20 protein-coding genes are annotated in these 18,428 nt (G+C 69.1%); 8 read left to right on the forward strand and 12 right to left on the reverse strand.

Going from position 1 to position 18,428, the window contains the following annotated elements:
* Positions 1 to 49: 49 nt before the first annotated feature.
* The 9 genes from VKV26_17445 to VKV26_17485 form a co-directional block, all read right to left on the reverse strand.
* Positions 50 to 1,375, reverse strand: a complete 1,326-nt coding sequence (locus VKV26_17445) for a divalent metal cation transporter (protein ID HLZ71690.1) — start codon at positions 1,373 to 1,375, stop codon at positions 50 to 52.
* Between the two features lie 66 nt (positions 1,376 to 1,441).
* Positions 1,442 to 2,137: a hypothetical protein gene (locus VKV26_17450; protein ID HLZ71691.1), complete on the reverse strand. Its 696-nt coding sequence runs from the start codon at positions 2,135 to 2,137 to the stop codon at positions 1,442 to 1,444.
* Between the two features lie 136 nt (positions 2,138 to 2,273).
* Entirely contained in the window at positions 2,274 to 3,758 is a 1,485-nt protein-coding gene (gene gltA / locus VKV26_17455) for an NADPH-dependent glutamate synthase (GenBank protein HLZ71692.1), read from the reverse strand.
* 183 nt (positions 3,759 to 3,941) lie between these two features.
* Positions 3,942 to 4,352 carry a M67 family metallopeptidase gene (locus tag VKV26_17460; GenBank protein ID HLZ71693.1) on the reverse strand — a complete coding sequence of 137 codons (411 nt, stop codon included), beginning with the start codon at positions 4,350 to 4,352 and terminating at the stop codon, positions 3,942 to 3,944.
* 7 nt (positions 4,353 to 4,359) lie between these two features.
* Positions 4,360 to 5,298, reverse strand: a complete 939-nt coding sequence (locus VKV26_17465; protein HLZ71694.1) for a PLP-dependent cysteine synthase family protein — start codon at positions 5,296 to 5,298, stop codon at positions 4,360 to 4,362.
* Positions 5,299 to 5,672: 374 nt separating this feature from the next.
* Positions 5,673 to 5,951, reverse strand: a complete 279-nt coding sequence (locus VKV26_17470; GenBank protein ID HLZ71695.1) for a MoaD family protein — start codon at positions 5,949 to 5,951, stop codon at positions 5,673 to 5,675.
* 60 nt (positions 5,952 to 6,011) lie between these two features.
* Positions 6,012 to 7,121 carry a molybdopterin-synthase adenylyltransferase MoeB gene (gene moeB / locus VKV26_17475; GenBank protein HLZ71696.1) on the reverse strand — a complete coding sequence of 370 codons (1,110 nt, stop codon included), beginning with the start codon at positions 7,119 to 7,121 and terminating at the stop codon, positions 6,012 to 6,014.
* Positions 7,122 to 7,209: 88 nt separating this feature from the next.
* Entirely contained in the window at positions 7,210 to 8,175 is a 966-nt protein-coding gene (gene cysK / locus VKV26_17480) for a cysteine synthase A (GenBank protein HLZ71697.1), read from the reverse strand.
* A 79-nt stretch (positions 8,176 to 8,254) separates the two neighbouring features.
* On the reverse strand, positions 8,255 to 8,689 hold the full coding sequence (locus VKV26_17485; protein ID HLZ71698.1) for an Rrf2 family transcriptional regulator: 435 nt from the start codon (positions 8,687 to 8,689) through the stop codon (positions 8,255 to 8,257).
* Positions 8,690 to 8,884: 195 nt separating this feature from the next.
* Here VKV26_17485 and VKV26_17490 point away from each other — a divergent pair, with 195 nt between their 5' ends.
* The 3 genes from VKV26_17490 to VKV26_17500 all read left to right on the forward strand — a co-directional run bounded on the left by VKV26_17490 (position 8,885) and on the right by VKV26_17500 (position 12,149).
* Positions 8,885 to 9,472: a VOC family protein gene (locus VKV26_17490; protein HLZ71699.1), complete on the forward strand. Its 588-nt coding sequence runs from the start codon at positions 8,885 to 8,887 to the stop codon at positions 9,470 to 9,472.
* Between the two features lie 100 nt (positions 9,473 to 9,572).
* Complete coding sequence (locus VKV26_17495; GenBank protein ID HLZ71700.1) at positions 9,573 to 11,132, forward strand: leucyl aminopeptidase; 1,560 nt, start codon at positions 9,573 to 9,575, stop codon at positions 11,130 to 11,132.
* Between the two features lie 63 nt (positions 11,133 to 11,195).
* Positions 11,196 to 12,149: an alpha/beta fold hydrolase gene (locus VKV26_17500; GenBank protein ID HLZ71701.1), complete on the forward strand. Its 954-nt coding sequence runs from the start codon at positions 11,196 to 11,198 to the stop codon at positions 12,147 to 12,149.
* Between the two features lie 46 nt (positions 12,150 to 12,195).
* Here the strand turns inward: VKV26_17500 and VKV26_17505 are convergent, their stop codons facing one another.
* A complete protein-coding gene (locus VKV26_17505; GenBank protein HLZ71702.1) occupies positions 12,196 to 12,708 on the reverse strand; it encodes a DUF983 domain-containing protein in 513 nt (170 codons plus the stop codon).
* A gap of 532 nt (positions 12,709 to 13,240) precedes the next feature.
* Here VKV26_17505 and VKV26_17510 point away from each other — a divergent pair.
* Positions 13,241 to 13,768: a hypothetical protein gene (locus VKV26_17510; protein ID HLZ71703.1), complete on the forward strand. Its 528-nt coding sequence runs from the start codon at positions 13,241 to 13,243 to the stop codon at positions 13,766 to 13,768.
* 4 nt (positions 13,769 to 13,772) lie between these two features.
* Here the strand turns inward: VKV26_17510 and VKV26_17515 are convergent, their stop codons facing one another.
* Complete coding sequence (locus tag VKV26_17515) at positions 13,773 to 13,997, reverse strand: hypothetical protein (protein ID HLZ71704.1); 225 nt, start codon at positions 13,995 to 13,997, stop codon at positions 13,773 to 13,775.
* Positions 13,998 to 14,325: 328 nt separating this feature from the next.
* A complete protein-coding gene (locus VKV26_17520) occupies positions 14,326 to 14,940 on the reverse strand; it encodes a hypothetical protein (protein HLZ71705.1) in 615 nt (204 codons plus the stop codon).
* 89 nt (positions 14,941 to 15,029) lie between these two features.
* Here VKV26_17520 and VKV26_17525 point away from each other — a divergent pair, with 89 nt between their 5' ends.
* From VKV26_17525 to VKV26_17540, 4 genes are all read left to right on the forward strand, one after another.
* Positions 15,030 to 15,908, forward strand: a complete 879-nt coding sequence (locus VKV26_17525) for a restriction endonuclease (GenBank protein HLZ71706.1) — start codon at positions 15,030 to 15,032, stop codon at positions 15,906 to 15,908.
* A 160-nt stretch (positions 15,909 to 16,068) separates the two neighbouring features.
* Entirely contained in the window at positions 16,069 to 16,947 is an 879-nt protein-coding gene (locus tag VKV26_17530) for an enoyl-CoA hydratase-related protein (GenBank protein HLZ71707.1), read from the forward strand.
* Between the two features lie 28 nt (positions 16,948 to 16,975).
* A complete protein-coding gene (locus tag VKV26_17535; GenBank protein ID HLZ71708.1) occupies positions 16,976 to 17,611 on the forward strand; it encodes a mismatch-specific DNA-glycosylase in 636 nt (211 codons plus the stop codon).
* A gap of 88 nt (positions 17,612 to 17,699) precedes the next feature.
* A partial coding sequence (locus VKV26_17540) for an enoyl-CoA hydratase-related protein (GenBank protein ID HLZ71709.1) occupies positions 17,700 to 18,428 on the forward strand: 729 nt, incomplete at its 3' end.

Here is an 18,428-nt window from a genome sequence, read left to right on the forward strand (position 1 = left end):
ATTGTAACGGGCCTGGCGGCACGATTTCGTGACTGGCCCATTGCAACGGTCAGGGCAGGCCGCTGGTGGCGACGGTGTAGATCAGCGCCAGATCTGCGACGACGAGCAGCGCGACGGCGGCCCAGCCGGTGCCGCGCGTCCAGGCGCCGTTCACGAAGTCGCCCATCACGGTGCGGCTGGAGGTCAGCAGGAGGATCAGCACGATCAGCAGCGGCGCCACCAGTCCATCGAGCACCTGCGAGTAGAACAGCGTCTTGATCGGATCGACGCCGGAGATCGCGAGTTGCACACCCACCAGGATGGCGATGCCAAGCACCAGGTAGAACTCCGGCGCGTTGTTCACCCGCCGCGTCAGGCTGCGCCGCCAGCCAAACAGCCCACCAACCGAGTAGGCCGTCGAGGCGGCCAGCACGGGTATCGCCAGCAGGCCGGCGCCGAGGATGCCGACGGAGAACAGGTATTTCGCCGACGACCCGACCAGCGGCTCGAGCGCCCGCGCCGCGTCGGCGGCGGTCTTGATCTGTGTGCCATGTGTGTAGAGGACGGCGGCGCAGACAACGACGATGAAGAACGCCGTAATGTTCGACCAGATCATCCCCGCAGCGATGTCCAGGTTCGAGCGCCTGATGCCCTGCACGCCGCGCCGCTCTTCGATCTCGCCGCTGGTCTGCCAGAAGAAGAGGTACGGCGTGATCGTCGTGCCCAACAGGCCGACAGCGCCGAGAAAGTAGGTCGCGTTGGGGTGAATGTGCGGCAGCACGGTTTGCGCCAGCACCTGCGGCCAGTCGGGATGCGCGAGCACGGCGGCAACGATGTAGGCCGCGAACACTGCAACCAGCCAGAGCAGGTAGCGTGAGAACGTCCTGTAGTCGAGAAAGATCGTCACGCAGGCCATCAGCGCGGCGAGCGGCACGACGAAGTACACGTACTTCGCGCCGGTGATGAGCGCCAGCACCGACGCCATCATCACCAGATCGGCGCCGATCGTCGCAATATTGGCGATCGCTGCGAGCAGCACGGCGCCGGTGGCGATCTTGCGGCCGTAGTGGATGCGGATGGCGGAGGCGAGATCCGTCTTCGTCACGCTGCCAATGCGGGCGCACATTTGCTGAATCACGATCAGCAGCGGAATCGCGATCAGCAGCAGCCAGTTCTGCGCGTAGCCGTTCTGCGCGCCGACGACCGAATAGGTCGTGACACCGGCCGGGTCGTTATCGGCGCCGCCGGTAATGATGCCTGGTCCGACGACTTTGAGGATCTCTCGCGGCGAGACGCGCTGCGCTCGCGCGACGCGCGCCTGGGCGCCGGCGCCCGGTGGATCGGCAGAGCCATGCGTCTCCCGCCCTGCCGCCGCGGGCGGCTGCTCAACGCTCATGGCGGCGTTCCTCCGCACCGACCGCCTCGGCCCCCTGGCCGGATCGGCCCGCTGCGTACCTTCGCTTCACCGTACCGGCTCCTCGCGTGCTGGGAGGGTGCGGATCATGGACGAGCGCTCTGCGGGCTCGGGAGGAAGCACGATCGTCTCCAGGCTGCGCGTCTCTTCGTCGAGAAGCTCACGCGCCTGGAAGGCCTGGGTTTCGTCGACGGTGACGATGAGCAGACTGCGCCCGGCTGCAAGCGCCCGCTCCGCGTGCCCCAGATATGCCTCGGGCAAGACAGCGGCCAGTGCAGCGCGCTGGTCGTCCGCTGCCTCGGCCGCCAGCACGAGCATGCGCCGCGGATCAACGTGCGCGTGGCCCTGCAGATATCCCTCGGCGAAGCCCGCCTGCTCGGCGGTTTCAAAGGCGCCGAGCAGCGTCTGCACGAGCAAGTCGGGCCTTTCATCGCCTCGCGGCTCGACCTTCAGCTCGTCGCGCACCTCGTTGACGTCATTACCGCGCAGATGCTCGACCTCGGCTTCGATCTCCTGGCGATCCGCCTCGGCCGGCACGCTGCCGCTGATCACCAGCGTGTTGCCGTCCAAGCGCGCCTTGACGTTGCTGCCCTGGATCGGGTGATCGTGGTCGACCTGTCCGGCGAGCACCTGCGTCCACCAGGCGCGCACGCGCTCACGCAAGACTTCACGCGACTCCTGCTCGCCCGCCGTCCCGGAGTCCACCGCGCCTCGGCTGCCCTCGCGCGCCGCGTCGTCGTCCATCGCCCTCAGCCTACGCGCCGAAGGCCGCGGTCGAATCACACGCGCGGCGCGCCGAGACCGCCTACCAGGATAAGGGGCAAGCGCGGTGCACACCGGAAGGAGTAGCGGGCAGCGAATTCGGGCCGCGATCGGCTGATCAGCCAGAGAGCGAGGCCAGGTAGCGGTGCATCGCCGCGGCGGCGCGGCGGCCGTCGGCCAGCGCCGTCACCACCAGGTCGGCGCCGTTGACGTTGTCGCCGCCCGCGAAGACCTCGGGCCGGCTGGTCTGGCCGGTTTCGGGATCGACCTCGACCAGGTGCCAGCGGTTCGCCCTCACGCCCGGCGTCGATGCCGGGATCAGCGGGTCGGCGTTGTAGCCGATCGCGATCGCCACGCTGTCCGCTGCGAGCACGAACTCGGAGCCGGGGATCGGCACCGGCCGCCTGCGGCCGGACTCGTCGGGCTCGCCCAGCTCCATACGCTGGCATTCGACGCCGGTGACGCGGCCGTTCTCGCCGTAAAATCGCAGGGGAATCGTCAAAAAGTCGAAGCGCACACCCTCTTCGCGCGCATGTTTGCGCTCCTCCGCGCGACCCAGCATCTCGGCCTCGGTGCGGCGGTAGACGCAGGTGACCTCTTCGCAGCCGAGCCGCACGGCGGTGCGCACGCAGTCCATCGACGTGTCGCCGCCGCCGATCACGACTACGCGCCGTCCGGGGTGCAGCGGCTCACGCTGCGATTCGGGCAACTGATCGGGCTGAAGGTTGCCGCGCACGAGGAAGTCCGTCGCGGCGTAGATGCCGCTGAACTCATCCTCGCCGGGAATCTTGAGCGCGTTGCCAACGCCGGCGCCCGTGCCGAGGAAGACGGCATCGAAGCCGTCCGCCAGCAGTTGATCGAGGCCGATGTCGCGGCCGATCCAGGTGTTCAGCACGAACTCGACGCCGATGCGCTTGAGGAAGGCGATCTTGGCGTCGACGATCTCCTTCTTCATCTTGAAATTGGGGATGCCGTAGACGAGCACGCCGCCCGGCTCAGGCCAGGCATCGTACACGGTGCAGGCGTGGCCGAGCTTGACCAGCTCTTCGGCGACTGCAAGCCCTGCCGGCCCCGAGCCGATGATCGCGACGCGGCGGCCGCTGGGCGGCGGCAGCACGGGCAGCGGCTGCAGGCCGCCGTGCATCTCGCGCTGGTGGTCGGCGATGAACGCTTCGAGCTTGCCGATCGTTACGGGCGGTTCCTGCACCCCTCCCGGCCGGATGGCGAAGCCGACCACGCAGTTGCCCTCGCAAAGCTTCTCCTGCGGGCAGAGGCGGCCGCACATATCCGGCAGATTCGAGGTCTCGCGGAACTTGTTGGCGGCGCCGTCGATATCGCCGCGCTCCAGCAGGCGCAAGGCCGCGGGAATGTCGTTGTGCACCGGGCAGGCTTCCATACAGGGCGCGGTGGGGCAGTCGATGCAGCGGTTTGCCTCGACGATCGCGCCTTCCAGGTCGAAGCCGAAGTAGACCTCGTTCCAGTTCTTGACGCGGTCTGCCGCGGCCTGCTTGGCGATCGGCTGCACGGGAATGTTGAGGCGGCCATGGACTTCGTTGGTGTTCGCACTGGTGTCACCAGTGCCAATGATGCGCGTGTTGACCATGGCGCCTCCGCCAGTTGCACGGCCGCAGCTGCCGACGCGGGCCGCCTGCTTGTTCGGGGTAGACAGAGCCCGCCGAAAGCGGCTCCGGCTCGCCCAAGCTACGGGAACGAGGCGAGCCGGGCAAGGGCCGGCACGGTGGCGCGGGCCGCGGTTCGATAAGCGTTTCCTATGCAGTCGAACTTTCTAGCCGGCTACCAGCAGCCGTTGCTCCGCGATCGCGCCGTCGCGGATCGTATAGGCCCGCACGTCCGGCGGCTCCTGCTCCAGCGAGACGAGCACGTAGTAAGGCTGATCCCAGCCGGAAAGCATGACCTGGCGGCGGTCGGTCGGGCTGGGGTAGGCCGGCGTATGCGTGTGCGAGTGGTAGACGGCCAGCATCTCCCAATCGTTCTCCTGCAGCTCCCGCATGATCTGCAGGAGCTCTTTGCCTTCGATGCTGTAGCGGTAGGGGCTGTGCTCGGCGTTCGTCGCCTGCCAGAGCTTGACCGCGGCGCCGTCCTTGCCCGCGACGATGCCGCAGCACTCGTTCGGCGCCTCGCGGCGGGCGTGGGCGACGATCTGCTCGACGTACTCGTGCGGCAGCGTCAGCGTCACGGCGGCCCTACCACCAGACCTTGCTGTCGATGTCCGCGGGCAGATCGCCGTATTCGGTCGTCCAGAGCGCAGTAGAGAGGTACTTCCAGCCGCCGTCGGCCAGCAGCACAACGATCTTGCCGCTCTCCATGCGCCCGGCGATGCGCTGCGCCGTCTTCACCGCCGCGCCGCAGGAGATGCCGGCGAAAATGCCTTCCTTCTGCGTCAGCTCTTTGGTCGCGGCGAAGGCGGTGCGGCTGTCGACCACCACGCGGCCGTCGAGCACGGACTCGTCCAGCACGGGCGGAATGAAGCCCTCTTCCAGGCTGCGCAGCCCCTGCACCAGGTCGCCGGGGTGCGGCACGGTGGCGATGATCTTGATCTTCGGGTTGTATTCCTTCAGATAGCGCCCGGTGCCGGTGAGCGTGCCGCCCGTGCCCAGGCCGGCGACGAAGACATCGACGTCGGGCAGGTCGCGGGCGATCTCCGGGCCGGTGGTTTCGTAGTGGGCACGGGGGTTGGCCTCGTTGCCGTACTGGTAGGGCATGAAGAAGCGCTGTGGCGCCTCGGCCACCATCTGCTGGGCCACGGCGATGGAGCCGTTGGTGCCCTTCAGCCCCTCGGAGTAGACGATCTCGGCGCCGTAGGCGCGCAAGAGCTGGCTGCGCTCCTCGCTCACGCTCTCCGGGATCACCACCATCACCTGGTAGCCCTTGACACGGCCGATCATCGCCAGGGCGATGCCGGTGTTGCCGCTGGTCGGCTCCAAGATGATCTTGTCGTCGGAGAGCAGGCCAGCGCGCTCGGCCGCGTCGATCATGTACTTGGCGCAGCGGTCCTTGACGCTGCCCGAGGGGTTCTGGCCCTCGAGCTTGGCGTAGATCTTGACGTTCGGGTTGGGGCTGGTGTGCGGCAGCTCGACCAGCGGCGTGTTGCCGATCGCTTCGAGGATGTTCGCGTAAAGCATGGAGCCTCCCGGAAAGGGGCCGAAGCGCTCAACCACCGATTACGATGCAAGGCCCGGCGATCGCGGGCTTCCGGAGCACCTAACCCTGACACCTTCGGCGACTGTCCCTTCCCGAAACGGGAAGGGACGGGGAGGAGGGCGGACGGTATAGAGCTGGAGAAACCATCCGCGTGTCCCGCAACGGCACCCCAGATTCGTCGCCCTCGCTCGACGTCAGGAACGCTTCAGGAGTCTCTTCCCGCCTCGGGAAGGGACAGGCTTCGCAAGCGAAACCAGGGTTAGGCGCCGCGCGCGGGCAGGGATGGCCGGCGGTGAAACCGCCGACGCCCCGGCGCGCAGGCCGAAGCTCTCGGGCAGACCCCAGCGGCGCCGGTTCACGCGCCGCCCGCCAGCGCAGGGAGAATGGAGACGACATCGCCGTCCTTGAGCGGCGTTTCCAGCCTGTCGAGATAGCGGATGTCCTCGTCGTTCAGGTAGATGTTGACGAAGCGGTGCAGCCGGCCATCCTCGCCCTGCACCTGGTGGAGGAAACCGGGGTAGTTGCTGTCGAGGTTCTTGAGCAGCTGGTCCACCGTGCCGCCCTCGGCGGGCACGCTCTTCTTGCCTCCGGTGATCTTCTGCAGCACGGCGGTGACACGGACTTCGACGGCCATTGGGCAAAACTCCTGGGCGGGGCGCGAACTGCCCCGTCGCATGGTACCTGGTTCTGGGGTTTAGCCGGCGGCGACCGGCGCGTTGGCCACGTGCGGCGGACCGCCGCAGAAGGCATCGTAGTCGATCAGCTCAGTCACGGTCGGGTGATCGCCGCACAGCGGGCACTTCGGGTCGCGCCGCGTCTTCACGGTGCGCATCTCCATGGAGAGCGCGTCGTAGAGCAGCAGCCGGCCGACGAGCGGCTCGCCCACGCCGAGGATCAGCTTCAGCACCTCCGTCGCCTGGATCGAGCCGATCGTGCCGCAGAGGGCGCCGAGCACGCCCGCTTCGGCGCACGACGGCACCATGCCGGGCGGCGGCGGCTCCGGGAAGAGGCAGCGGTAGCAACCCTTGCCGGGGATGTAGGTCGAAGCCTGGCCGTCGAACAGCAGGATGCTGCCGTCCACCAGCGGCTTGCCGGAGAGGTAGCAGGCGTCGTTCACCAGATAGCGCGTGGCGAAGTTGTCCGCGCCGTTCACGACGATGTCGTACTGCGGGATGATCTCCAGCGCGTTCTCCGAGGTGAGCGGCACCTCGTGCGTGACGACCTTCACGTCCGGGTTGTACGAGTTCAGCGTCTCACGCGCCGAGACGACCTTCGGCCGGCCGATATCGTCGTTCTGGTGCAGGATCTGGCGCTGCAGGTTCGAGAGATCGACCACGTCGAAATCCACGAGGCCCAGCGTGCCGACGCCGGCCAGCGCCAGGTACAGCGCCACCGGCGAGCCGAGCCCGCCCGCGCCCACGACCAGCACTTTGGCCGCCATCAGCTTGCGCTGCCCCACCGGCCCCACCTGCGGCATGATGATGTGCCGCGAGTAGCGCGTTACCTGGTCGGGCCGCAGCGCCGTGCCCGATCCGCCCGCGATCGCGGGAATGACGGCAACTTCGTCTCCGTCTGCCACTGGTGTTTCCTCCCCCTGAAGGCTGTGAATCTCCCGGTTGTTCAGGTAGATGTTGATGTGCGCCGGGATCGCCTGTGATTCGTCGTAAAGCAGTTCGTTAAATCCGGGATAGTGCTCGTTCAGCCGCCGCAAGACCTCGCCCACGGTCTGGCCCTCGGCTTCGACGCGCGTGCGATTGCCGGTGAGACGGCGAAACGGCGTCGGGATGTAGACCTGGACGGTCATGCCTGGATTCTCCCTCATGGCCCGGCTGGAGCGGTAGTTCCGGCCACGCAAAAATCGATAGTCTTGAGTCGCGGCATACGCCGATCCGTTACACTGCGGCGCTCAGATAGCGTTCGCCCGTGTCGCAGAGCATCGTCACCACCGCTTTGCCGGCGCCGAGCCGCCGCGCGACCTTGAGCGCCGCGAAGACATTGGCGCCGGATGAGATGCCGACCAACAGTCCTTCTTCGCGCGCCAGCCGCTGCGAGGTCTCGATTGCGTCGTCGTCGCCCACGGCGATCAGTTCCTGGTAGACCTGGCGGTTGAGCACCCCCGGCACGAAGCTGGCGCCGATGCCCTGGATCGCGTGCATGCCGGCGCGGCCGCCACGCAGCACCTGCGAGCGGGCCGGCTCGACCGCGACGATCAGCACGTCGGGATTGTACTGTCGCAGCACCTCGCCCACGCCGGTGATCGTGCCGCCGGTGCCCACGCCGGCGACGAAGGCATCGACCTTGCCGCCCGTGGCGTGCAGGATCTCGGGGCCGGTCGTCAGGCGGTGGATCTCGGGGTTGGCCGGGTTCTGAAACTGCTGCGGCATGAAGTAGCCAGGGTGCTCACGCACCAGTGCTTCCGCGGCAAAGACGGCGCCGGTCATCCCTTCGATCGCCGGTGTGAGCCGCAGCTCGGCGCCGAAGCGGGTGAACAGCTTGCGCCGCTCTATGCTCATGTCCTCGGGCATGGTGAGGATCAGCCGATAGCCCTTCACCGCGGCGACCATCGCCAGGCCGATGCCGGTGTTGCCGCTCGTCGGCTCGACGATCGTGGCGCCCGGCTGCAGGCGGCCGTCGCGTTCCGCCGCCGCAACCATCGCCACGGCGATGCGGTCCTTGACACTGCCGGCCGGATTGAGCGATTCGAGCTTGCCGAGCACGGCGGCACTGCGCGGCCCCGGCAACCGGTTCAGCCGCACCAGCGGCGTGTTGCCGACGAGATCGAGCACCGAGTCGGCAACACACGTCGTCCGCACCGCCGCCGCGCCGCCCGTCTCATTCACATCAACCGTCCGCTTCATGCGCCAACAACCCCGCCGGCCATCATCCCGCTATTTCCTGTTCCCTGTTCCCTGTTCCCTGTTCCCTGTTCCCTGTTCCCTAAATGTAGTATCGCCCGCCCACCGGCTGGCGCTCGCGTGCGGCCAGGTCCGCGACCGTGGTGCGGTGCAGGATCTCGCGCGTCGCGTCGTAGACCTCCTGCCACATCTCGCGCTGGGCACAGCCGCCCTGCCTGGCGCAGGGGCTGCCCTCATCCAGGCACGAGCTGGGAATCAGCGACCCCTCGAGTGCCTCGATCACTTCGTCGATCGGCACCTGCGCCGGCTCACGCACCAGCTCGTGGCCGCCCTGCGGCCCGCGGATGCTGCGGATGAAACCCGCGCGACGCAGCGTCGTCAACAGATGGTCGAGGTATGGTTCGGGAATGCGTTGGCGGGCGGCGATCTCGGCGCTCTGCAGCGGCCCCTGGCCGTAGTGCAGCGCCAGCTCGATCAGCGCCCGCACGCCGTAGTCGCCCTTCGTCGAAACCTTCACGCCGCGTGCCTCTCCCCGCCGCCGCTAAAGTGGACTAATTTTATCAACATTATAGGGCACGTGCCGGAGCAGCACAAGCGCCGTGCGATTCTATCGACCTGAACGCGGCAGCGCGCCAGGCGGTGCTGCCGGCTGATTCGCTAGACTGCCCCAGAAGGCTCCGCGCTCCGGGCGCGAGCACACTGGAGGATGCCGGTGACCGCACCCGCGCCACAGCCGTACGCCTTCCATATCGGCATGGTCGTGCACGACCTCGACGCCAGCGCCCGCCGCTTCGATCAGCTGCTTGGCGCCATGCGCTGGCATACCTGGGAGCTGCCGTTGCAGGCGCTGCCGACGAACCCTCGCACGACCGACGCCCGCTTGCGCATCGCCTACGGCCGCATGCCCGGTCAGACGATCGAACTGATCGAGGTTCTTGAGGGCACGCCGGTGCACCGCCTCTTCCTGGAAGCGCGCGGCGAGGGCGTGCAACACCTCGGCGTCTGGGTGCCCGACGTGGCAGAAGCGACGGCGGCCGCTATAGCGCGCGGCGGGCAGGTGATGCTGGCCCTGCTCCGTCCGGACGGCACCGCCGCGGTGCAGCTCTCGCCGGGCAGCAGCGATGCGGACCTGGCCGCGGCCGTTGAACCGGGCGGCATAGCCTATGTGGAGGCGGGCACCGCCGGCATTGCCATCGAGTTCGTCGGCGCGGCGCGCCTGCCCGGCCTGCGCCGGCGCTTCGGCGACGACTTCGAGCGGATCATCGGCACGCCGGACTGGCTTGAGGAAGCCAGACGTTGAAGTCCGCTGTCGCGGCTGCGACGGCCCGCGATTGCCGGCGTGCCTGCTCGCTCGCTATGCTCGATGCGCAGGCGGACCAGCGAGGCAGGAGGCAAGCGCCGTGGAGATTCGCGTCGAGCAAGGCGACATCCTCGGTTTCGGCGTCAAGGCGATCGTCGTCAACCTGCTGGAAGGTGTCGGCCGCCCCGGCGGAGCCACCGGCGCCGTAGACCGCGCCCTCGACGGCGCCATTTCGCGGCTGATCGCCGACGGCGAGCTGCGCGGCAAGCGCGGCGAGATCGGCGTCGTGCACACGCTGGGCAAGCTGCCCGCCGGCCGCGTGGTCATCGCCGGACTGGGCAAGCCCGCGGAGCTGAACGCCGACCGCGTGCGCGACACGGCCGCCAACGTCGCCCGTTTCTTGCGCAAGAACGGCTTCAGCCCTGCTGCTACGGTGGCGCACGGCGCGGGCGCCGGCGGGCTGGACGCGGAGTCGGCCGCTCGCGCGGTTGCCGAGGGCACGTTGCTCGGACTCTACCGCTTCACCCGCCACCAGAAGCCGGCCGAAGACCGCCGCGAGCTGGAGACGCTGACGATCATCGAACAGGAGGGCTCGTCGATAGCTGCCCTGAACCGCGGCGTTGCTACGGGCGCGATCCTGGCCGAGGCCACGAACTTCGCCCGCGATCTGGCCAACGAGCCGAGCAACTACATGACGCCGGCCGAGCTGGCCGCCCGCGCCCGCGCCGCCGCGGACCAAACGGATCTGCGCTGCGAAGTGCTGGACACGGAGCAGATGGTCGAGTTGGGTATGGGCGCCCTGCTGGGCGTGGCCAAGGGCAGCGCCCAGCCGCCGGCCTTCATCGTGCTGCACTACCGCGGCGACGCGAGCAGCGAGCGCGGCGTCGGCCTGATCGGCAAGGGCATCACCTTCGACACGGGCGGCATCTCGATCAAGCCCGCCGCCAACATGCACGAGATGAAGGGCGACATGTCCGGCGGCGCGGCGGTGATCGCGGCGCTTTCGGCCATCGCCAGGCTGAAGCCGGCGATCAACGTCACCGGCATCGTGCCCGCCACGGAGAACATGCCCGGGGGCAACGCGATCAAGCCGGGCGACGTGCTGCGGGCGATGAACGGCACGACGATCGAAGTGCTGAACACCGACGCCGAAGGCCGCCTGATCCTGGCCGATGGCCTCTCCTACGCGCGCCGCCTGGACCTCTCGCCGCTGATCGACGTGGCTACGCTGACCGGCGCGATCACGACCGCACTGGGCGACGTGGCGATGGGTATCATGGGCAACGACCAGGCGCTGATCGACCGTATAATCGCCGCGGGCAAGGAGGCCGGCGAGAAGGTTTGGCAACTGCCGATGTTCGAGGAGTACCGCGCCCAGATCAACAGCGACGTGGCCGACATCAAGAACACGGGCGGGCGCAAGGCCGGCTCGATCACGGCGGCGATGTTCCTGCGCGAATTCGTGGACAAGACCCCCTGGGCGCACATCGATATGGCGGGCGTCGATATCTACGAGCACGACAAGGGCTGGATCACCAGGGGCGCGAGCGGCATGCCGGTGCGCACGCTCGTGCAGACCGTGCTCAGCATCGCCGCCGAGCAGCAGGGGGCGGCACGGCGCAACGGCGGCACGAAGCGCCGCATCGCAGCTCGGGCGTAGCGCGGCGATGCCGCTCAGGAAACCAGCAAGCCGGAAGCCGCGGCGCGCGGCGGCCTTCGCACGGTGAGGGCGCCGCGGCGTGTCTCCGTCCGCCTGCCTGCCGCTCGCCGCGGGCCGCTGTGCGCAGGGCTGGCGCTGACGGCGCTGGCCTACCCGGCGATAGCGCTCTACGGCGCCCACCGCGCCACGCACCTGCGCCACCGGCCGGTCGGGATCGCACCGGAATCGATCGCGGGCGAGTGGGAGGCCGTCTGCTTCCCTGCCCGCGGCGACGGGCTGGCGCTGCGCGGCTGGTGGTTTGCCAACGGCGGGTCGCGGCGGGCGCTGATCCTCGTGCACGGCCGCGGCCACAACCGCTACGACCGCAACTGGCAGAGCGACGCCATCGCCCGTGCCCTGCTGCAACGTGGCTACGCGGTGCTGAGCTTCGACCTGCGCGGCCATGGCGAATCGGCCCGATCGCGGCTGAGCTACGGTGCGCGCGAGGCGGCGGATGTGCTCGGCGCCCTCGAATTCCTGCGCCGGCGCGGCTTCGGCGAAGAGGCCGTGGCGATGCTGGGCAGCTCTTACGGTGCAGCCGCGACGCTGATGGCCGCGCCGGCGATGCCGGGCATCGCCGGCATCGTTGCGGACAGCAGCTACGCCGAGCTGTGGCCCGTGGTTGCGGCCGAGATCCCGCGGCAGAGCCGCTGGCTGGCTCGCCTGCGGCCGGGACTCGGCATTCGCATCGCCGCGCGGCTGCTCTTCCGCGTCGACCTCAAGGCAGCGCGCCCACTCCGCGCCGTGGAAGCAGCGGGCGCCACCCCCATCCTGTTCATTCACGGGGAAACGGATACGTACATTCCTCTTACGCATAGTGAGCGGCTGCGGGCGGCGGCGCGGCATCCTGGCAGCGATCTCTGGCTGGTGCCCGGAGCCGAGCACGCGCTGACCTACGCCGAGGCGCCGGAGAAATGGCTGCAGCGGGTCACGGACTTTCTCGACCGCAGCTTCACCGACGCGGCCCAGAGATCCTGACCGCATTTCGGCACGCCGTCCTCGGGCTTCCTCCAGACCACGCCGCTCAGCGCCCGCCGTGCCGGTAGACCGGCTTGCCGCCTTCCAGCTCGGCCAGCGCCTCTTCGAGCTGGCGACGCTGGCGCTCAGCTTCGCTAAGCTCAGCCGCGGATTCGGCCGCGCCCGGGCCGCCTTCAATTGCCGACAGCGCCTCCAGGCGTGCGGCGCGCAGATCGTCCGGCACGAAGACGTAGTAGACCGCCATCCACAGGCTCTTGGCGTGCCAGTAGAAGACGACCGGCAGCAGCAGCGCGGCGGCGATCGCCACGATGATCGCCGTCGGCGCGCTCCACACGCCGGCGGCCACGAGCACGATCGCCGGCAGGATGCCGAAGACGAAGGCGAAGAGGTAGTTCACGATCAGCGCGCCGAGGAAGAAGCCCTCGTCGTGCTCGAAGGCGAGGCCGCAGACGCGACAGCGCTGATGCACGCGCAACACGCCGCGCACCAGCGTGGCCCTGCCGCAACTCGGGCAGCGCAGCAACAGACCTCGCCGAACCAGTTTGAAAACGCGCCGCATCGTGCCGCCTCAGCCTCTGAACCTATTGAACCGCGGCGAAGCCGCCTGGGCTACACCCGCGGCCACGGCGCTTCCCACCGGAGGTCGAGTCGCACCGGAGAGGCTTCGGGAGCGGGTGCAGCGTCCTCCGTCCAGCGCGTCAAAATGCGGGGTCCAGCCAGCCTCCGCCGGCCGTACATCGGCACCATGTCGCCGCTGTACTGGTACAGGCGCCGATCGAAGCGACGCGCCACATTCGCGTTTTGGGCCGTTACAACGACCAGGGCGAACTAGCGGGCCGGTTGACCAACCTGCGCCTGCTGAGCGCGATCTCAGCGCGTCGCTCGGACCGACGCCTCGATCGTCGCGGTCGCGCCGGCGGCGCTCAGCCGCTACCCTTTCCTGGATGGGAATCGCGGTGACGCGGGGCGGGGCGCGGTGGTCGAAGAGCCTGCAGGCCATCCTGCTGCTTGCCGTGACCGGCGCGGCGTGCGGCGGGGCAAAACACCAGACGGCCAATGCACCGGCAGCCGCGGCTCGGGGCGGCTCGCCTGTGGCAGCGGGCACGCCGGCGGTGGCGGCCCTGATCCCCGCCGGCCAGTTCGGCGGGGGTTGGGCGCGGGCCGCGGCTCCTGCGAGCCTGGGCGATCTCCGCTGCGCCGGCCAGCCGCTCGTACGCGAGGCCGGCGCCGGCGCTGAAGCCACCTACAGCAAGGGCGAGGCCGGGCCGTGGGCAGCCGAGCGCATCGTCCGCGCCGCCGATGGCGGCCCGGCTGCCTTCGCACGGCTGGCCACGCTGTTGCAGAACTGCCACCGCCTGCAGGCACCGGCGCCGGCGGACGGTGCGATCGAGTGGTCTCTGGCGCCGCTGCCGTTTCCACGCCTCGCCGACGACTCACTCGCCCTGCGGCTCATCTCCATGGACAAGGCGAGGCCGCTCGCGGCGGACCTCGTGCTCTTCCGCCATGGCGACACGGTTGCGTTGGTGGCACAGTTCGCAACGCCGCCGGGACCGGTGAGCGGCACCACACTTGCCCTGGTCCAGCAGGCGGAAGCGCGCTTGCTGCGCTTCCTGCCATGAATTGTTACAGTTCGCCTTCCATCAGGGCCTGCGAGACATCGTCACCTCGTTCGGCCTCTTCCAAATAGGCGCGGCCCCGACAGTGCTTGCAGCGCAGCGCGTTGCCGACGCGGCAGGCCATGATCGGCTCGCCCTTCGCCGGCGGCAACATCCCCTGGCGGTCCCCGAGCACCACCCAGCGCCCCAGCAGGCGGGCACAGGCCATGCAGCGCACGTCGCGCACCAGCATGCTGCGCACCTTCGGAACTCAGCCGGCGCCCGCCGCGGCCGCCGGTACGGTCGTCTGGGCGCCAGGTGTGCAGGTATTTTACGCACGCGGGTCAAGCGCGGATCTGTAGGTGATGCCCCATGCAACCGGAATGTGCCAGGTACAGGCGATTCGCGTTCAACCGCCGCCACGCGCACCGGACGCCGCGCGCCCGGTGCGGCCGACGCCTCTGGCAACCGTCCGTGCCGGCAGAGAGAGGCGGCAGCAAAAGGAGGCGCGGCGTACGCCGCGCCTCCCGCCGGCCCTCATCGTTCCTGTCCGTGATCGCCTGCGGCGTTCGGGCCGGTGTCTAGCGACTCTTCGCCTGCTTGCCCATCGTCTCGATCAGGTCCTTGATGCTCTGCTGCAGCGAGGCGAAGTTCTGCGTCATGCACTCCATCAGCGCCTTCGCGTCCGCGCTCACCGTGCCCGTGCCGGTGCTGCCACCGTCCGCCGAGGTGACCGATGCGTAGGCCTCTTGCAGCACCTTGCCGGAATCGCGCTCTTCGTGGACGTACCAGCGCAGCGTGTCGCGGGTGAGCGCGTCCACGCACTCGTCGTTGATCCGCTCGTCGAGCGAGGCGAAGAACTTCTCAATCGCCCCTTCTTCCCGGCCATAGCGGCCGTAACGGATCTTTTCCGCGTCTGAGACGGTCGGATCGCCATAGATACGCTGCTGCTCGGCGAACTTCGGATCCTCGTTTTCCTTCAGGCTGAAGCCCAGCCGCTGGATGAGCTGGCAGAAAACCACGCCATGGCTGGACTCGCGACCTGCCACAAACGACAGGGCGTCACGCAGCGAGGCGTTCGGGGTAACGTCCGCCCAGGCCTTGAGATACACCCCCGCGCGGCTCTCCGCCAGGCTGATCTGGTTGAGCAGGCCCAGGTAATCCGGCTTGGTCGCGGTCGCTGTGCTCGTGGTCACGACGTCTCCTCCTGTCGCATCTGCACCGACGCTACGCGCTGCGCTATGGCAAGCGGAATAGTAGCACGTTGCGCCGGAGCGTGGTGCGCGTGAGCGCCGGGGCCTTCCTGCTTGGCTACGGTCACGGCAATCGCTTCGGCCGCCACACCCCGGCATTCCTGCCTGATGATCGCCTGCACCGCGGGGGCCCGACCAAAACGCGCCAAGCGAGTGATCACGTTAGTAGTACTATCGGAGGGAGGTGGCGAGTGGGCAGACAGCGCACAAGCAAAGCGTCGACCGCCGCGGGTTTGCTCACGCTCGCCGCGCTCCCGTTGCGCGTCCTGGGCTGGTGGCTCCGTTCCCTCGCCGCGGTTCGACACGGCCGCTTCAGCCCCCGTGTGACCGCGGCCGTCGCCGTTCTCCTCACGGTGGAAGCCGTCGCCCTGGGGATGGTCTTGCGGAATACCGATCGAACCATCGCCGCTGCCGCCATCATCGTTTGCCTCGCGAGTACGCTGGCCGCGGTCACCTGGCTCGTCCGCTGGTGCGGTGGGCGCCGACGGCTCCGCATCGAGCGATTCGAGTCGCTGCTCGCGCTCACCCCCTCGCAGTTCGAGGGCGCGGTCGCCGACCTGTTGCACGACCTCGGCTACCGCGCTGTGCGCCGCGTCGGCGGCGCCGGCGATCTGGGCGCCGACGTCCTCTGCCGGGACGGTAAGGGGCGCAAGGTAGCCGTGCAGTGCAAGCGGCATGCGCCGGGCATCAAGGTCGGCTCCGGCGACGTGCAGTCGTTCATCGGCATGGTCACAGTGCACCACGCGGCGGCACGCGGCATCTTCGTCACGACCTCGACCTTCACCGCGCCGGCGCTGGCGCTCGCCCGCCGGCACGAGATCCGCACCATCGACGGTCCGGAGCTTTCCAGGCTAATCGCCGGGTCGCGCGAGAGAACCCCTGCCGAGCCTGCCTCGCTGCGCGAGCCGTAGCTCTCCGCCAGGCTGACACGGCATCGCTGCCGCCGGTATGAGACCCGCGAGGGTCCGGACGTGGGCACGGAGATTGCTCTGCGCCGCGCCCGGCTTCGTGCCTATACTGGGCACGGCCGGCAGCCGCGCGGAGCGGCGCCGCACCGGCGAGGAGGAAATCGTGAGTTACAGCGACATTCTCTACGAGACCAGGGGCCGCCTGGCGATCGTCACGCTCAACCGGCCGGAGAAGATGAACGCGCTCTCGCACCGGCTGCGCTCCGAGGTCTTCGACGCGCTCAAGAACGCCGAGGCCGACGCCGGCGTGCGCGTGATCATCATCCGCGGCTCCGGCCGCGCCTTTTCCGCCGGCTACGACCTGGGCGGCGCCAACCAGACCGATGACGTCAGCCAGTACCAGGAAACGCGCTCCGGCCTGCCCGCCGTCGGCCCGATCTTCCCCGGCCAGGGTCAATGGCCGCAGCACCTGCTCTCCGGCTACTGGCAGATCTGGGAGCTGGCCAAGCCGGTGATCGCCCAGGTGCACGGCTACTGCCTCGCGGGCGGCACCGAGCTGGCCACCTTCTGCGACCTGATGTTCGTCGCCGACGACGCGGTCCTCGGCTACCCGCCCGTGCGCGCGATGACGACCGTGGACATGGTCTACCACCCCTGGCACATGCCAATGCGCAAAGCCCGCGAGCTGCTCTACACGGGCGACTCGATCAGCGGCGAGGAGGCGGTGCGCATCGGTTGGGCGAACCGCGCCTACCCGGCCGACCAGCTGGCGGAAGAGACCGAGCGCTTCGCCGAGCGCATCGCCAACATCGAGAGCGACATGCTGCAGATGTCCAAGCGCGGCTGCAACCGCGCCTACGAGGTGATGGGCATCCGCACGGCGCTGGCGGTGGGCGCCGACATCCAGGCGCTGAGCACCTACCGGCCGAGCGGCAAGATGTTCGGCACGATCCTGCGCGAGAAGGGCCTCAAGGCCGCGCTCGACTGGCGCGACGGCCCCTTCCGCGACTACCGCACCGCGCCGAGCAAGCCGCGGGCGTAGGGAGCTGATGGATGGAGGAGGGTATCGGGTGAAGGGTCAGCGTGGCCCCGCGACGTTCCCGACAGTGCGGGCCGAGGTCCTGGCTGGGCCTCGCGCGCGGCTCGATCGAAGCTGCGTCCTTCGCCCGCTGCCCTCGTACCTCCGGCCCGGCCTCGACCTGGTGCTCTGCGGCTGCAATCCGGGGCTGTTCTCAGCCGCGGTGGGGCACTACTTCGCCCGACCGGGCAACGCCTTCTGGCCGCTGCTGGCCGAGGCCGGCATCACCCCGCGCCTGTTCCGGCCCGATGAGGACGCGGCGCTGCTCGAGCTGGGCGTCGGGCTCACCGACATCGTGGCACGGCCCTCGGCCGGCACCGGCGACGTGAGCGCGGCCGAATGGCGGGCGGGCGGCGCCGCGGTCGCCGGCCGGCTGCGGGAGTTCCGGCCAGCCGCCGTCTGCTTCGTCGGCGACACCGCCTACCGCGCCTTCGCGGGGCGGCCCCGCGACCGCTGGGGCCGCCAGGCCGGAGACTGGGAGGGGACCGCCGTCTTCGTGGCGCCTTCAACCAGCGGCCGCGTGGTGCGGCTGGCCGCTGAGCGCCGCGCGGCGTTCCTGGAAGTCGGCGCCTGGCTGCGGGCGCGGCGCGAATCTGCTGTAATGCCGCTGAGCGGCGATTCGCCGTAACAACCGCGCGCCCGCGCGCCGGGGCGACACGGGGCCATTCCACCGCGCCTGCCCGTCCGCCGGCCACGGCCCGCGCCGGAGTTGCACGATGCCTGACTTCGAAAACCTGACCTACGAGAAGGTCGGCGCCGGTGGGCGCGTGGCACGCATCACGCTCAACCGGCCGGAAAAGATGAACTCGCTCAGCTTCGAGCTGCTGCAGGAGTTCCGCCATGCCCTGGAAGAGGCGGAGGACGACCCTGGCGTCAGCGTGATCGTCGTGCGCGGCGCCGGGCGCACCTTCTCCGCCGGCTACGACCTCACGCCCGGCCCGCGCCGCCAATATCCGGCGATGCAGCAAAGCCAGCGCCGCTCGGTGAGCACGATCCGCACCAACATGGTGCGCGTCTCCGATTTCCAGCTCTACCTCTTCAACATTGCCAAGCCGACGATCGCGCAGGTGCACGGCTACGCCATCGCCGGCGGCCTCGAGTTCGCGATGATGCACGACATCGTGATTGCGGCCGAGGACGCCCGCTTCGGCCATCCCGGCGTGCGCGGCCTCGGCACATCGCGCACCTGCGCGATCCTGCCGCTCGTTGTCGGCATGAGGAAGACCTACGAGCTGATGTACACGGGCGACTCGATCGACGCGCGCGAGGCGGCACGCATCGGCCTGATCAACGCCGCCGTGCCGGCCGACGAGCTCGAAGCGACGACGCTGCGCTGGGCGGAGCGCATCGGCATCCAGACAGGCGACTCGCTGGCGGTGATCAAGCGCTCGATCAACTGCTTCTACGAGGCGATGGGCATCGCCAACGCCGTGCACACGGCCACC

The organism is Dehalococcoidia bacterium (assembly GCA_035310145.1).
Classification (GTDB): Bacteria; Chloroflexota; Dehalococcoidia; order CAUJGQ01; family CAUJGQ01; genus CALFMN01.